This window comes from Pseudonocardia sp., from assembly GCF_050246655.1.
Classification (GTDB): domain Bacteria; phylum Actinomycetota; class Actinomycetes; order Mycobacteriales; family Pseudonocardiaceae; genus Pseudonocardia.
In genome coordinates, this window is the sequence record NZ_JBFWVQ010000002.1 from 1 (window position 1) to 13,921 (window position 13,921).

At 74.4% G+C, this 13,921-nt stretch carries 14 protein-coding genes; 6 read left to right on the top strand and 8 right to left on the bottom strand.

The features are described from left to right. Positions 1 to 648 (bottom strand): saccharopine dehydrogenase NADP-binding domain-containing protein (locus tag AB7J25_RS00815; RefSeq protein ID WP_428503886.1); only part of this gene is annotated, 648 nt, incomplete at its 3' end. Positions 649 to 710: 62 nt separating this feature from the next. On the opposite strand from AB7J25_RS00815, the gene AB7J25_RS00820 reads away from it, so the two are divergent. Together AB7J25_RS00820 and AB7J25_RS00825 are read left to right on the top strand one after the other, a co-directional pair. Next, entirely contained in the window at positions 711 to 2,183 is a 1,473-nt protein-coding gene (locus tag AB7J25_RS00820; RefSeq protein WP_428503888.1) for an APC family permease, read from the top strand. A gap of 5 nt (positions 2,184 to 2,188) precedes the next feature. Then, positions 2,189 to 2,614 carry a universal stress protein gene (locus tag AB7J25_RS00825; protein ID WP_428503890.1) on the top strand — a complete coding sequence of 142 codons (426 nt, stop codon included), beginning with the start codon at positions 2,189 to 2,191 and terminating at the stop codon, positions 2,612 to 2,614. Between the two features lie 57 nt (positions 2,615 to 2,671). On the opposite strand, the gene AB7J25_RS00830 is transcribed toward AB7J25_RS00825, so the two are convergent. The 6 genes from AB7J25_RS00830 to AB7J25_RS00855 form a co-directional block, all read right to left on the bottom strand. Then, the gene (locus tag AB7J25_RS00830) at positions 2,672 to 3,793 is read right to left on the bottom strand and encodes a hypothetical protein (protein WP_428503892.1); all 1,122 of its coding nucleotides are present in this window, start codon (positions 3,791 to 3,793) and stop codon (positions 2,672 to 2,674) included. A 154-nt stretch (positions 3,794 to 3,947) separates the two neighbouring features. Beyond that, the gene (locus AB7J25_RS00835) at positions 3,948 to 5,021 is read right to left on the bottom strand and encodes a vWA domain-containing protein (RefSeq protein ID WP_428503894.1); all 1,074 of its coding nucleotides are present in this window, start codon (positions 5,019 to 5,021) and stop codon (positions 3,948 to 3,950) included. Continuing rightward, a complete protein-coding gene (locus tag AB7J25_RS00840; protein ID WP_428503896.1) occupies positions 5,021 to 6,016 on the bottom strand; it encodes a VWA domain-containing protein in 996 nt (331 codons plus the stop codon). Before AB7J25_RS00840 ends, AB7J25_RS00835 begins: the two co-directional genes overlap by 1 nt. Then, the gene (locus tag AB7J25_RS00845; protein WP_428503898.1) at positions 6,013 to 6,909 is read right to left on the bottom strand and encodes a DUF58 domain-containing protein; all 897 of its coding nucleotides are present in this window, start codon (positions 6,907 to 6,909) and stop codon (positions 6,013 to 6,015) included. Before AB7J25_RS00845 ends, AB7J25_RS00840 begins: the two co-directional genes overlap by 4 nt. Before the next feature lie 29 nt (positions 6,910 to 6,938). Continuing rightward, positions 6,939 to 7,922 (bottom strand): AAA family ATPase, encoded by a 984-nt coding sequence (locus tag AB7J25_RS00850; RefSeq protein WP_428503900.1) that lies wholly within the window; start codon positions 7,920 to 7,922, stop codon positions 6,939 to 6,941. A gap of 11 nt (positions 7,923 to 7,933) precedes the next feature. Further along, a complete protein-coding gene (locus AB7J25_RS00855; protein WP_428503902.1) occupies positions 7,934 to 8,743 on the bottom strand; it encodes a S1C family serine protease in 810 nt (269 codons plus the stop codon). A 180-nt stretch (positions 8,744 to 8,923) separates the two neighbouring features. On the opposite strand from AB7J25_RS00855, the gene AB7J25_RS00860 reads away from it, so the two are divergent. Both AB7J25_RS00860 and AB7J25_RS00865 read left to right on the top strand, forming a co-directional pair. Beyond that, entirely contained in the window at positions 8,924 to 9,397 is a 474-nt protein-coding gene (locus AB7J25_RS00860) for a VOC family protein (RefSeq protein WP_428503904.1), read from the top strand. Between the two features lie 28 nt (positions 9,398 to 9,425). Then, entirely contained in the window at positions 9,426 to 9,836 is a 411-nt protein-coding gene (locus tag AB7J25_RS00865) for an MmcQ/YjbR family DNA-binding protein (protein ID WP_428503906.1), read from the top strand. A 24-nt stretch (positions 9,837 to 9,860) separates the two neighbouring features. Here the strand turns inward: AB7J25_RS00865 and AB7J25_RS00870 are convergent, their stop codons facing one another. Continuing rightward, positions 9,861 to 11,117 carry a DoxX family protein gene (locus AB7J25_RS00870; RefSeq protein WP_428503908.1) on the bottom strand — a complete coding sequence of 419 codons (1,257 nt, stop codon included), beginning with the start codon at positions 11,115 to 11,117 and terminating at the stop codon, positions 9,861 to 9,863. 108 nt (positions 11,118 to 11,225) lie between these two features. Here AB7J25_RS00870 and AB7J25_RS00875 point away from each other — a divergent pair, with 108 nt between their 5' ends. Continuing rightward, positions 11,226 to 12,188, top strand: a complete 963-nt coding sequence (locus tag AB7J25_RS00875) for an ROK family protein (RefSeq protein WP_428503910.1) — start codon at positions 11,226 to 11,228, stop codon at positions 12,186 to 12,188. A 59-nt stretch (positions 12,189 to 12,247) separates the two neighbouring features. Then, complete coding sequence (locus tag AB7J25_RS00880) at positions 12,248 to 13,915, top strand: alkaline phosphatase D family protein (protein ID WP_428503912.1); 1,668 nt, start codon at positions 12,248 to 12,250, stop codon at positions 13,913 to 13,915. Positions 13,916 to 13,921 lie beyond the last annotated feature (6 nt).

Below are 13,921 nucleotides of genomic sequence, written 5' to 3' on the forward strand. Positions count from 1 at the left end.
GCTGAACGGGGCGGTGGTGAACCAGCCGCGCCCGCGCTCCCAGACCACCGGCGGGTTGAGGCACTCCTCGATGAGCGTCCAGATCGAGAACGCGGGCGCGAACGGCCTGCCCGGGACGACGAGGTTCCCGCCGTCGCGCACTCCCAGCTCGTCGACCCGGGAGAACAGGTGGTCCGCGGCGTAGCGGGCGAACACGTCGGAGAGCCCGGGCTCGACGCCGATCCCGACCAGCGCGAGCACCCCGGCGTCGACGAGGTCGTCGTGCAGGGCGAACTGCTCGTCGCCGAGCTTCACCCCGCACTCCTCGTAGGGCCGCTCGGGATGCGGCACCGACATGGACATCGCCATGTCCAGGTAGGTGACGCGCGCGGTGAGACAGGCCCGGAACAGCGGCATGACGAATCGCGGATCGGTGGCGCACAGCAGCGCGTCCACGCGGTGGGTCGCGATCAGCTCCTCGACCCCCGCCTGGTCCGCTGCGTCGACCCGGGCCGCGACGAGCCGCGGATCGCCCAGCCGGTCCACGACGGCGCGGGCCCTGGCGGCGTCGTAGTCGGCGAGCACCAGCTGTTCCACGAACCCGCGGCGGGCGGCGATCGCCGCCACCGCGCTCCCGACACCACCGGCACCGACGACCAGGATCCGCATGAGGCCGAAAGGTAACCGTACAGTCCCTTGTGGGTGAACGGTGTAACGCACAGTATCTGCGCATGACAGCGGAGCCCGACGCGCCTGCCGAGCTGAAGCACGGTGCCATCTCCTTCCTCGACGCGACGGTGATCGGGCTCGCGTCGACCTCGCCCGCCTACTCGCTGGCCGCGGTGATCGGGCCGATCGTCGCGCTGGTCGGCGTGTACGCCCCGGGCGTGCTGCTCGCGTCGTTCGTGCCGATGCTGCTGATCGCGTCGGCGTTCTACTTCCTCAACCGGGTCGACCAGGACTGCGGCACCACGTTCTCCTGGGTCACCCGGGCGATGGGACCGTGGTTCGGCTGGATCGGCGGCTGGGCCATCGCGATGACCGGCGTGCTGGTCGTCGGATCGCTGGCCGACACCGCGGTGCGGTTCACGCTGCTCACCGTGGGGCTGGACGACCTCGCGTCGAACCTCGCGGTGATCATCCCGCTGACCGTCGTCGTCATCGTGGTCATGACGGCACTGTGCGTGCTGGGCACCGAGCTGTCCGCGCACGTCCAGAACGTGCTCATCATCGCCCAGATCGGGGCGCTGCTGATCTTCGCGGTGGTCGCGATCTGGCGGGCGCTGGCCGGCGACAGCCCGCTGGACGCGCTCACCCCGTCGATCAGCTGGCTGAACCCGTTCGGCGAGGGCGGGTCGGCGCTCACCGCGGGGCTGCTGCTCGGCGTGTTCGTCTACTGGGGCTGGGAGTCGGCGGTCAACCTCACCGAGGAGACCACAGACTCGGCCTCCGCGCCGGGCAAGGCCGGGATCCTCTCCACCGTCCTGCTGCTGATCACCTACCTCGCCGTCGCCTACGCGATCATCGCGTTCGCCGGCACGGACTTCCTCTCCGAGAACGAGGAGGAGGCCGAGCTGATCTTCGGCCTGCTCGGCACCGAGGTGCTCGGGGGCTGGGACTGGATCCTGCTGCTGGCGGTCGCCACCAGCGCGCTCGCCTCCACCCAGACGACGATCATCCCGGCGTCGCGCACCGGGCTGTCCATGGCCCGGCGCGCCGCGCTGCCGCACCGGCTGGCGCACATCCACCCGCGCTTCCGCACCCCGGACGTCTCGACGTGGCTCGTCGCCGTGATCGCCGCGGCCTGGTACGTGCTCGTCAGCCTGATCAGCGAGAACGCCCTGCTGGACTCGCTCACCGCGCTCTCGCTGCTCATCGCGTTCTACTACGCGCTCACCGGCATCGCGTGCGCGATCTACTACCGGCGCCAGCTGCTGCGCTCGGCGTCGAACCTGCTGCTCATCGGGGTCGGGCCGGTGGTCGGCGCGGTCCTGCTGGCCTGGCTCCTGATCCGCTCGGTGATCGACCTCAACGACGCCGAGGCGTCCGCAACCGGTACGTCGTGGTTCGGCTTCGGGCCGCCGCTCGTCATCGGTGTCGTGATCTTCGCCCTCGGCGTCGTGTTCATGATCTGGTGGCGGATCGGCCATCCCGAGTACTGGCGCGAACGACCCGGCGTGGCGCCGGAACCCCAGGAGGTCTGACCGCCGTGCCCGGCATCATCCTCGGCTACGACAGCTCCCCCGGCGCCCGCCGCGCCCTCGACATCGCGATCGAGCTGGCGCGACGCTACGAGGTGCCGCTGGTGCTCGTGCACGGCATCGCACCGCCCACCCGGGTCGGCGAGGAGGCCGAGGAGGCCCGCGCCGCGATCGAGGAGCTCGACGAGTCGCTGCTGGAACCGGCGGTCGCGGCCGCGCGGGCCGCGGGCGTCACGCCCGTCGTCGAGGTGATGGACGAGAAACCCGCCCAGGCCCTCGTCGAGGCCGCCGACGCCCACGACGCCGCCGTCATCGTCGTCGGCACCTGGGGCGACAGCCCGCTGCGCGGCGCGCTGCTCGGCTCGGTGGCCCACAAGCTGCTGCAGCTGTCGCAGCGGCCGGTGCTGTGCGTTCCCGGGGACGCACCCGCCTGATCGAGCTCCCCGCGCACACTCGGCGCCGGTGCGTTCGCCGCCCCCGGGGCACCGGGATCAGGCCGCGTAGCGCAGGATCGCGGCCAGGTCTCCCCGGCCGGGCACGTCCTCGCGACGCACGGCGACCAGCCGGGCCCCCGAGAGCCAGGCGCGCCGCGCGATCTCGTCCACCACGCCGACGGTGCCCGGCCCGAGCTCCTCGGCGAAGGTGACGGCGCCCTCGTCGTCGACGGTGCCGGGGACGACGGCGTCGATGTCGAAGAACAGTGTGCCGACGGCGCCCTGGGTGGCCAGCCGGGCGACCGTGGCGACATCGGTGGACACCCGGTTCTGGCCGGCGCGCTGCTCGAACAGCGCCGTGAGCTCGGCGAGCTGGGCCGCGTGGTGGCGGTCCAGCACGGCGCGGGCCGCCTCGACGAGGTCGACATCGGAGACGACCTCGGGGCTGCCCGGCACGGACTCGGGCACGAGGTCGGGATAGCGGCAGACGGACCGGAAGATCGCGTCCAGCGGCTCGGTGGCGGCGAGCACCAGGGGCACGCCGTGGCCGGGCAGGACCTCGCGCAGCGCCGCGTCGACGAGGCGGGCGTACTGGCGCATCCGCACCTTCTGGCCCTCGCTGCCCTGCAGGCGCCGCACCGGCGCGCGGTCGGCGATCGAGGACTTGCCCACCGCGCTCGCCACGTCCGCCGGCAGGTCCGGGACGCGGACGACCTCGGGTGCGGCGTCCGGCACGGTCTCGAGCAACCGCACCCCGCCCTGGGCGAGGGCGAGCAGGAACGCCGTCTGCGGGAACGTCACCGCGCGCATCAGCGGCTTGACGTACAGCCGGTCCGCGCCGACGGCGAGCGCGCCGAGGTGGTTGGGCAGGCGGAAGGTCCGCACCCAGCCGGGGGTGGCGAACACGGCGAGCGTGCGGGCCTGGTGGCGCCAGAAGCCCGTGTCGTCGTCCTCGAGATCGGTGAGCGCCTCCTCGATCGCGGCGACGTCCTGCTTCGCGTCGTCGGCCGCCGCGAGCTGTTCCAGCGCGTCCCGCGCGAGGTTCTTGAACGCGATCCGCTCGGCCTCGCCGGAGGATGCGGGTGCGGTCGGGACGTAGAGCGAGATCGCTGCCGGCGCCGCCACCGACCAGAGCGCGTCGAGCTCACCACGGGTCGGGATGTCGGTGTAGAGCGTCATCACGGCTCCTTCTCCGGATCGGGGTCGTCAGGTCCACCCTGCCCGGGCGCACCGCGTCCCGCACCCATCCACCGGCCGTCGCGCACCGGCCACCCGCAGGACCGCGACAGGGCCCGAAAGGCCCTTGCGGTCGCCGCGTGAGGTCAGGAGCGGGTCACGAAGGGAACGCCGTCCACCGCGCGGCGGCCCACAGCCCGGCCAGGATCAGCGCCGCGGCCGCCGCACCGAACCACACCGAGAGCTCGACCTCGCGGTGCTGGGTGGTGACGCTGCGTGGCAGGTCGGTGAGGACCTGCTGGAGGCGCTGGGCGTCCTCGGCGGCGAAGTACTCCCCGCCCGTGATCGAGGCGACCTCGCGCAGCGTCGGCTCGTCCGCGACGAGGTAGCTGCCGCCGATGGCCGTGGTGGTGCGGCGCGCGCCGCCGTAGCCGTCGGTGCGGCCGCCGAGCTGGGCGGCCGAGCACACCATCATCGTCGGGTTGCGGGTGCCGAACCCGATCGGGTAGACGCGCACGCCGCGGGCGGCGGCGGCGTGGGCGGCGTCGATCGGCTCCACGCCGCGGGTGTTGGCGCCGTCGGTGAGGAGGACGACGATCTCCGGTACGTAGGATCCAGGCGCCCGCGGCGGCGCCGGGGCCGCGCCGGGTGAGCCGTCGACCGACGACGGGGCGACGTCGGGGTCGATCTCGGCGATGGCGTCGACGGACTTGAGGACGGCCGCGCCGATCGCGGTGCCCCGGCCGGTGGTGATGGCGTCGAGCGCGCGCAGCACCGGTTCCCGCTCGGTCGTGGGCGCCACCGCGATCTGCGCGAACCCGGAGAAGATGATCAGGCCGACGCTCGTGGCCGGGTCCTGGGCCGCGACGAACTCGCGGACCGCGGCCTGCGCGGCGCCGAGCCGGTTGGGATCGACGTCGGTCGCGCACATGGACCCGGACACGTCCAGCGCCAGGATGACCGTCGATCGCGAGATCGGCACGTCGATCCCCACCTGCGGACGGGCGGCGGCCAGGCCCAGCATGCCGAGGGCCGCGAGCAGCAGCGCCACCGGGACGTGGCGGCGCCACGCGCGCCGCTGCGGTGCTGCGGCCCGGACCAGCGCCAGGCTGGACAGCCGCACCGCGTTGCGGCGACGCCGCCGCTGCTGCCACACGTACGCCCCGGCGAGCAGCGGCACCACGACCAGCCCGAGCAGTGCGAGCGGCCACTGGAACGAGGGGAACATCATCAGACCGCCCGTCCCGTCCACGCGAGCGACAGGGCGACCCCGGTGAGCAGGAGCAGCCCGGCCACGGCCGCGACCAGCCCCGTCACCTCCACGCGCTCGACGGCGACCGTCCACGCCGGGTCGACGGCGTCCGCGATCCCGGCGAGCGACTGCTCGTCGGGGGCCGGCACGTAGCGGCCGTCGGTGCGCTCGGCGATCTCGCGGAGCAACCGCTCGTCCAGTGCGGTGGCGACCTGGAAGCCGTCGATCTCGACGACGGTGCCCTCCGGGCTGCCGAGCCCGACCGGGTAGACCTTCACCCCCGCGGCCGAGGCCAGATCCGCGACGTCGAGGGGATCGGGGTCGCCGGTGTTCTCGCCGTCGGTGAGCAGCACGATGACGGCCGATCCGTGGTAGCCGAGGTCGGGCCCGCGGGGCTCCACGGAGCTGCCGGTGCTGCCGGTGTCGCCGGCCCCGACGAGCACGGGACGCCCGACGATCGCGCCGAGTGCGGCCTGCATGCCGCCGCCGAGTGCCGTGGCGCCCTGCGGGCTGAGCCGGTCGACCGCGGCCAGCACGGCCGTCCGGTCCGGGGTGACCTCCTGGGTGACCACGCCGGTGCCGCCGAACGCGACCACGCCGATCCGGATCGTCTCGGGCTGCTGCGCCACGAAGGCGCGGGCGGCGGCCTTCGCGGCCTCGATGCGGCTGGGCCGCAGGTCCGTCGCCGCCATGCTGCCCGAGACGTCCATGGCCAGGATGACGGTGCCCTCCCGGCGGGGCTGGGGCACCACGGCCTCGGGCCGGGCGAGCGCGGCGATCAGCAGCCCGACGGCGACGAGCATCAGGATCGCCGGGACGGTGCTGCGGCGCGACGGCGCCCGCGTGGCGACCAGGCCGAGCTCGGCGAGCTCGGCGCGCCGGGCCGCCCGGGCCCGCAGCAGCCGCCGGTACCACACCACGACGAGCGGGAGCGCGGCGAGCGCGAGCAGCATCCACGGCCAGAGGAAGGTCATCGGATGCGCCTCCGGGTCGCGGTGAGGCGCAGCAGCGCGCGCACCAGGTCGTCGTCGGTGGCGACGGTGTGCAGCCGCAACCCGGCCGATGCGAGCTCCGCGACGAGCTCCGCCTGCCGCGCGTCGCCCGCCTCCCGCAGGCGCCTGCGGAATCCGGCGTCGTCGGTGTCGACGAAGATGACCTCGCCGGTCTCGGCGTCCTCTACGTAGAGCATCCCCGCCGAGGGCAGCTCGAACTCCCGCGGATCCACCACCTGGACCGGCACGACGTCGTGGCGGCGGGCCAGCAGCGTCAGGGGCCGCTGCCAGCCCGGTGGGGAGAGGAAGTCGGTCACCACCACGATCACGCTGCGGCGCCGGGCGATCCCCGCGGTGGCGCGCAGGGCGGCACCGAGATCGGTCTGTGCCCGGCCGGCCGTGCCGTCCGGGCGGGGGGCGAGCAGCCGCGCGAGCAGGTGCAGGACGTGGCGGCGCCCGCTGCCGGGCGGGACCGTCTCGCGCACCTGCGAGTCGAACAGCACCGCGCCGACCCGGTTGCCGCCGCGGGAGAGCAGCTGCGCCACCGCCGCGGCCACCTCGGTGAGCACGACCTGCTTGCGCCGCTGCACGGGCCCGAAGTCCATCGACGCGGACCGGTCCAGCACCAGCCACGCCGTGACCTCGCGGTCCTCGAGGTACTCGCGCACGTGCGTGACCGTGGTGCGGGCGGTGACGTTCCAGTCGATGTGGCGCAGGTCGTCGCCGACCTGGTATTCGCGCAGGTCGGCGACGTCGATGCCGTTCCCGCGGAACGCCGTGCGGTACTCGCCCTGCATCCGGCCGTCCAGGCGGCGCAGGACCCGCCACTCGAGGCGCCGCAGCAGACGCTCCGGGGTCGGCGGGACGGGGGTCATCGGTGCCTCATCGGTGCCTCATCGATGCCTCATCGATGGGGCACGACGGGCTCGACGTCGGGGACCGGGACGCCGGCCAGCAGGGGGCCGAGCAGGTCGTCGGGTGAGACGTCGTCGGCGAGCGCCTCGTAGGACAGCACGATCCGGTGGCGCAGGACGTCGCGGGCGAGCTCGCGGACGTCGGTGGGCAGCGCGTACTCGCGGCCGCGGACGAACGCGAGCGCCTTCGCGCCCAGCACCATGTTGATCGACGCGCGGGGGCTCGCACCGAACTCGACGTAGCGGGCGAGGTCGGGGTGGCCCGCCGCCGCGAGGTCGCGGGTGGCCCCGCTGAGCGCCACGGCGTACTCGATGACCTGCGGGTCGACGTACACCTGCGCCACGGCCTCCTGGAACCCGCGCAGGGTGTCGAGGTCCAGCACCCGCGCGGGTGCCTCGATCGCCGAGGTCATCCGCTCGACGACCACGTACTCCTGGGTCGCCGAGGGGTAGCCCACGAGGACCTTGAACATGAAGCGGTCCAGCTGCGCCTCCGGCAGCGGGTACGTGCCCTCGGACTCGATCGGGTTCTGCGTGGCCATGACGAGGAACGGGTCCGGGGCCGGGAACGTCTCGCGCCCGATCGTCACCTGGCGCTCCTGCATCACCTCCAGGAGCGCGCCCTGCACCTTCGCCGGCGCCCGGTTGATCTCGTCGGCGAGCAGCAGGTTCGTGAACACCGGCCCGAACGAGACCTGGAACTGCCCGTCGTGCTGGTTGTAGATGCGGGTGCCGACGACGTCGGCGGGCACGAGGTCCGAGGTGAACTGGATGCGCTGGAACTCGCCCCCGACGACCTGGGCCAGCGTCCGCACGGCCATCGTCTTCGCCAGGCCCGGCACCCCCTCCACCAGCAGGTGGCCGCGCGCCAGGAGCGCGACCAGCATGCGCTCCAGCAGCCCGTCCTGGCCGACGATGATCTTCTTGACCTGGTAGAGGGTGGGTTCGAGCGGGAGCGGCGTGGAATCGGACATCGGTCTCCCGGTCACTGTTGTGGGCCGCCGGCGCCCCCGGCGGCGGTCGCGATGGGCACCGCGAACCCGATCCCGACGAAGAAGTCCTCGTCGGCCGGGTTCGCGAGGGCGGTGACGATGCCGACGACCTGGCCCGCCCGGTTGAGCAGCGGGCCGCCGCTGTTGCCGGGGTTCACGGCCGCGTCGAACTGGATGAGATCGCCCAGGGTCGGGCTGCCGGCACCGCCGATCGTGCGGTCCAGCGCGGAGACGACCCCCGCGGAGAGGCTGCGGCGCAGCCCGAGCGGGTCGCCGACGGCGAACACCGGCTCGCCGATCGCGGGCGGGCCCGCGAGGACGGCGGGCACGACGACCTCCGGGAGCCGGTCCACGGTGAGCACCGCGACGTCCTGCTCCGGGCGGGCGGCCGCGACCGTCGCCGTGCCCGAGGTGCCGTCGGCGAAGTCGACCCGGATCACCTCCGCCCCCGCCACGACGTGCAGCGCCGTGAGCACGGACCCGGTGGCGTTGACGACGATCCCGCTGCCCAGACCCAGCAGGTCGCCGCGGCGTGCGGTGACCGTCACCAGCGACGGGCTGATGGTCTGGTAGGCGACCGCCGCGTCCGGCGGGAGCGCCTGCTCGGCCTCCTGCGCCGCTTCGACCCCGCGCTGCACCGCGGCATCCACATCGGCCTGGGTGAGCTCGGGCGGGCGGGTGGACTCGTACCACCACACGCCCCCTCCGGCGAACAGCGCGAGCGCGGCCACGCACGCCACGAGGATCCGCCTGCGCCTGGTTCCGGGGCGGGAGACCGCGGCCCCGGCCTCCTGCGATCCCACGCTCACGACGGTACGCGTGGGCGCTGGAAAATCGGCGTGAGCTGCAGCGACGTTCCCCGGATGCCGCACCGGCGCTGCGCCATCCGGGGAATCCGTCTCCGCGATCCGCAGCACCGATGACTTCCGCGGCCGCGGGTCGTCACACACTGCGACCGGATCCACCACGTGAGGAGCCCCGAGATGCGCCAGATCGTCCCCTGCCTCTGGTTCGACGGCCAGGCCGAGGAGGCCGCCGAGTTCTACTGCTCCCTGTTCCCGGACGCAAAGATCGTCGAGGTGGTGCCGTACGGGGACGCCGGGCCGGGCGAACCGGGGGCGGCGATGACCGTCGTGTTCGAGCTGATGGGTACGCAGTACGTCGGGCTCAACGGCGGGCCGCAGTTCCGGTTCAACGAGGCGGTGTCGTTCCAGATCCACTGCGACGACCAGGCCGAGGTGGACCGGCTGTGGGCGGCGCTCACCGAGGGCGGCGAGGAGGGGCCGTGCGGGTGGCTCAAGGACCGGTGGGGCCTGTCGTGGCAGGTGACGCCCGTCCGCCTGCTCGAGCTGGTGCAGGATCGCGACCCGGAGCGGGCGCGGCGGGCCATGGAGGCGATGTTCGCGATGAAGAAGATCGACATCGCGGCGGTGGAGCGGGCTGCGGACGCCGCGTGAGCGCCGGCAGGACGGCTATCGTGCGGCGGTGAGCACGCGAGCGGCCCGGGTCGAGGACGTCCACGAGCTGGCGGCGGCGATGCCGCACGTCACGGTCGAGCACGGCCCGTCGGGCAACGCCGTCTACCAGGTGGGGGGCAAGTCGTTCGTGTTCTTCCGGACCCCTCGCCCCGACGCCGTCGACCCGCAGAGCGGGGAGCGCTACCCGGACGTCATCGTGTTCTGGGTGCCGTCCGAGTCGGACAAGCAGGCGCTCGTGCAGGACCCGGACACGCCGTTCTTCACCACGCCGCACTTCAACGGGCACCCGTCGGTGCTCGTGCGGGCCGCGCACCTGGGCGAGCTGACCCGCACCGAGCTGGCCGAGGTCGTGCAGGACGCATGGCTCGCGCGGGCGTCGAGGCAGCGCGGCAAGGCGTGGCTCGCGCAAGAGAGCTGACGCGGGAGCGCAGGTCGGCAACGCTCAGCCGCTGATCGCCGCGACCCGCTTGCGGGCGTCGCGGGCGACCCCCTCGGCCTGCTTCGCGACCTCGTGGCCGACGACCGCGGCGCGGTCCGCGACGTCGTGCCCGAACCGGGCGGCCTGGGTGGCGACCCGGTCGGCGATCACCGGGGCGCGCCGCTCGACGTCGGCCCGGGTGTGCGCCGCGGCCTTGACGAGCTCGACCCGCTTCGCGGCGGCGGTGCGCTCCAGCTCGGCACGCTTCGCGGCGGCGGCCTTCTGCCAGGCGGCACCCTTCCTCGCGGCGCGCTTGCGCAGCTTGGCGCTGCGCTTGGCCGCGTGGCGCTGCAGCTTGGCGCCGCGCTTCTCCGCCCGCTTCGCGGCCTTGCGCGCGGACTTGAGAGCCCGCTGCGACCACTCGTCACCGAGCTCGGAGGCCCGCGCGCCGGCGGCGGTGGCGCGGGAGGAGAGCGCGGCACCGGGGGCGAACCCGGCGAGCCCCGCGGCCAGCCCGGCGGCGGCGCCGGAGGCACGGCCGCCCAGCTCGGCGGCCCGGTCGGCCGCCTGCCCGCCGAGGACGGACGCCCGCTCGGCCGCGACCCCGCCCAGCTCGGCGGCCCGCTCCGCGGCGGCCTCGCCGAGCTCCGAGGCGCCGGCCGCGGCCCGCGCGCCGAGGTCCGACGCGACGGCCGCGACCTCGGCGAGCCGCCCCTGCGACCCGGACGCGGTACCGCCCGGGCCCCACCCGCCCAGCCCGGCGACGGCGCCGGAGACCCGCTCCCCGATGTCGTGGGCCGCTTCGCCGACCGCGGCGGCCTGCGCGGACGCCGCCGCGGCGGCGTGCCGCGCTGCGCGGCGGCCGCGCCAGCCCAGCGACGGCTTGCCCTCCGTGTCGGCGGCGGCGAGGAGCAGGCCGCCGAGAATGCTCACGTTCTTGAAGAAGTGGATCTGCTGTGCCTGCCGCTGCTGCGGGTCCTCGACCTCCCAGAACCGGTGCCCGGCCAGCGTCGTGGGCAGCACCGAGGCGGCGAGCGCGGTGGCGGCCAGGCGCGGGCACCTGTTGAGCGCGAGCATCGAGCCCGCGACGATCTTCACCCCGGCATCGATCTTGACGAGCGTCTCGTCGTCGGGGCGGTGGTCGAGCCCGATCGGGGCGAGCTCGACGGCCCGGTCGAGGGCGGGTCCCGCCGCGTCCAGTACGGGCCGGGCGACCTGGACGTGCCGCTGCGGTGCCCGGAGCGCGGAGATGCCCCCGCTGATGAAGATGGACGCGAGCATCGGTCGCGCGATTCGACGAAGCAGCATGCCGAGGCGTTCCCCCGGCCGTCGCGGCGCAAACGCGGCCCGGGTGGTTACGACGCGGCTGCGTCGGCAATCATCCTGCGGGTGAACAGCGACGCGCGCCGGGCCGTCGGGATCGACGTCGGCGGCACCAAGATCGCCGCCGGGGTCGTGGACGGGCGCGGGCGGCTGCTGTCGGAGCTGGTCGAGCCGACGCCGGTGCCGTCGTTCGGGGAGTCGGTGACGCCGATCCTGCTGGATCTGGTGGCGCGGCTGCGCAAGGAGGACCCGGACGTCGAGGCCGTCGGGCTGGGCGCGGCGGGCATGGTGCGCTGGCCGGAGGGTCGGGTGGTGTGGGCCCCGAACAACGCCTACCGGGACTGGCCGGTGCGCGCCGAGCTGGCGGCGGCGACGGGCTTGCCGGTGGCGGTCGACAACGACGCGAACGTGGCGACCCTCGCCGAGTCGCGCCTGGCGGAGCGGCCGTACCGCGACATGGTGCTGCTCACGCTGGGCACCGGCATCGGCGGCGGGATCCTGCTGGGCGGCGAGCTCTACCGCGGCCCGACGGGGATGGGCACCGAGCTGGGGCACATCGTCGTCGACCCGGACGGGCCGGTCTGCGCGTGCGGCGGGCACGGCTGCCTGGAGGCGTACGCGTCGGGGTCGGCGCTGGGCCGGATGGGCCGGGAGGCGGCGGCCGCGGATCCGGACGGCCTGATCGCGCGGCTCGGCGGGCCGGGCGGGGTCACCGGTCCGACGGTGACGGCAGCCGCGATGCGCGGCGACGCGGTGGCGCGAGGCCTCTTCGACAGGCTCGGCCGCTGGCTGGGCGTCGGCATCGCCTCGCTGGCGACGATCTTCGAGCTGGAGGCCGTACTGATCGGCGGGGGGCTGAGCGAGACCGGGGAGCTCCTGCTCGCGCCGACCCGGTCGGCGGTGGCGGAGTTCGCCTACGCGCGGGAGGCGCGCGGCGTCGTCCCGGTGCTGGCGGCATCGTGCGGCAGCGACGCCGGCATGATCGGTGCGGCACTGCTCGCGCTGGACGCCCGGGACTCGATGGGTTGACCGTCCCTCACTAGGGTGACCGGGAGCACTGTCAGCACTGTCGGAGGGAGGACCCGGTGGTGGCTGGGGGCGCAGCGGGACAGGCGCGGCTCCTGCTCGGCCCCGTGCTGCGCCACGTCGGCGAGACCACGGCGTCGGTGTGGGTGCAGGTCGACTCGTCCGCGACCGTGACGGTGCTGGGCTGCTCGGCACAGACGTTCGAGGTGGCCGGGCACCACTACGCGCTCGTGGGCGTCACCGGCCTGGAGCCCGGCAGCACCACCCCGTACGAGGTCCACGTCGACGGGGAGAAGGTCTGGCCGCCACCGGTGAGCCCGTTCCCACCCAGCATCGTGCGCACCCGTGGCGGGACCACCACGGGGCACGCACGGCTGGTGTTCGGCTCGTGCCGGTACCCGAAGGTGGCCGATCCGGGCGCGGCCGCCCGGCTCGGCATCGACGCGCTCGACGCCTACGCCGCGCGGATGGCGCGCCGTCCCGTGGACGAGTGGCCGGACGTGCTGGTCCTGCTCGGCGACCAGGTCTACGCCGACGAGCTCACGCCGCAGAACCGCCGCCGGATCGGCGGCAAGCGCGACCGGCATCCGGACTGGCCTGCCGACGAGATCGTCGGGTTCGACGAGTACGCGGGCCTGTACGCGGACTCGTGGTCGGACCCCGAGGTGCGGTGGATGATGTCCACCGTCGCGGTCGCGATGATCTTCGACGACCACGACATCCGCGACGACTGGAACACCTCCCAGGCCTGGCGCGAGCAGATGGCCGCCATGCCCTGGTGGCGGGACCGGATCCGGGCGGGGCTCGCGTCCTACTGGGTCTACCAGCACATCGGCAACCTCGCGCCCGAGCACCTGGCCGCGGACCGCGACCACGCCGCCGTCGTCGGCCACGGCGGCGACACCTGGCAGCTTCTGGCCGAGCTCGCCGATCGCGCGGACGCCGAGAACTGCGGGGTGAAGGGTGTGCGCTTCAGCTACCGCTGGAACCTCGGCGACACCCGCCTCGTCATGATCGACTCCCGCAACGGGCGGATCCTGGCCGACGGCGCGCACCTCATGCTGGGCGACACCGAGTTCCGGTGGGTCGAGGAGCAGGTGTTCGCCCCCGGCCGGGTGGACCACCTGGTGCTGGGGACGTCGCTGCCGTGGCTGCTCCCCCCGGCGATCGGCGACGTGCAGGGGATCAACGAGGTCGCGGCCGCCCGGCCGGGCTGGCGCGGGCGCCTCGGCGAGGCGATCCGCCAGGCCGCAGACCTGGAGCACTGGGCGGCGTTCGACGAGTCCTTCGACCGGCTCACCCGGCTGATCACCCGCGCCGCCGCGGCGGGCCCGGCCACGGTCACCGTGCTGTCCGGCGACGTCCACCACAGCTACGCCGCCCGCGCGACCCTGCCCGGCGACCCGCCGGCAGCGGTGCACCAGCTCACCTGCTCGCCCGTGCACAACCACGTCGACTGGTTCCTCCGGCCCGGCTTCCGGCTGGGCTGGTCGCGGGTGGCCGCGCGCCTGACCCGGGCCTGGTCGCGCCACGTGGGCGTGGCCGATCCGGAGGTGTCGTGGCGGCGCGTGGCGGGCCCGCTGTTCGGCAACATCGTCGCCACCCTCGCCGTCGCCGGCCGCACGGCACGGGTGACGTTCGAGCAGCCGCGCACGGCCGCCACCCTCGACGAGCTCGCTGCGCTGCAGCTCACCGCCCAACCCGCCGACACCCCCGCGGAGGTGCCGTGACCGCTC

Excerpts from the sequence above, each read along its gene's own strand:
- AB7J25_RS00840 (WP_428503896.1), bottom strand. The coding sequence starts at position 6,016 with ATGACCTTCCTCTGGCCGTGGATGCTGCTCGCGCTCGCCGCGCTCCCG.
- AB7J25_RS00870 (WP_428503908.1), bottom strand. The coding sequence starts at position 11,117 with ATGCTCGCGTCCATCTTCATCAGCGGGGGCATCTCCGCGCTCCGGGCA.
- AB7J25_RS00835 (WP_428503894.1), bottom strand. The coding sequence starts at position 5,021 with ATGATGTTCCCCTCGTTCCAGTGGCCGCTCGCACTGCTCGGGCTGGTC.
- AB7J25_RS00845 (WP_428503898.1), bottom strand. The coding sequence starts at position 6,909 with ATGACCCCCGTCCCGCCGACCCCGGAGCGTCTGCTGCGGCGCCTCGAG.
- AB7J25_RS00820 (WP_428503888.1), top strand. The coding sequence starts at position 711 with ATGACAGCGGAGCCCGACGCGCCTGCCGAGCTGAAGCACGGTGCCATC.
- AB7J25_RS00860 (WP_428503904.1), top strand. The coding sequence starts at position 8,924 with ATGCGCCAGATCGTCCCCTGCCTCTGGTTCGACGGCCAGGCCGAGGAG.
- AB7J25_RS00850 (WP_428503900.1), bottom strand. The coding sequence starts at position 7,922 with ATGTCCGATTCCACGCCGCTCCCGCTCGAACCCACCCTCTACCAGGTC.
- AB7J25_RS00830 (WP_428503892.1), bottom strand. The coding sequence starts at position 3,793 with ATGACGCTCTACACCGACATCCCGACCCGTGGTGAGCTCGACGCGCTC.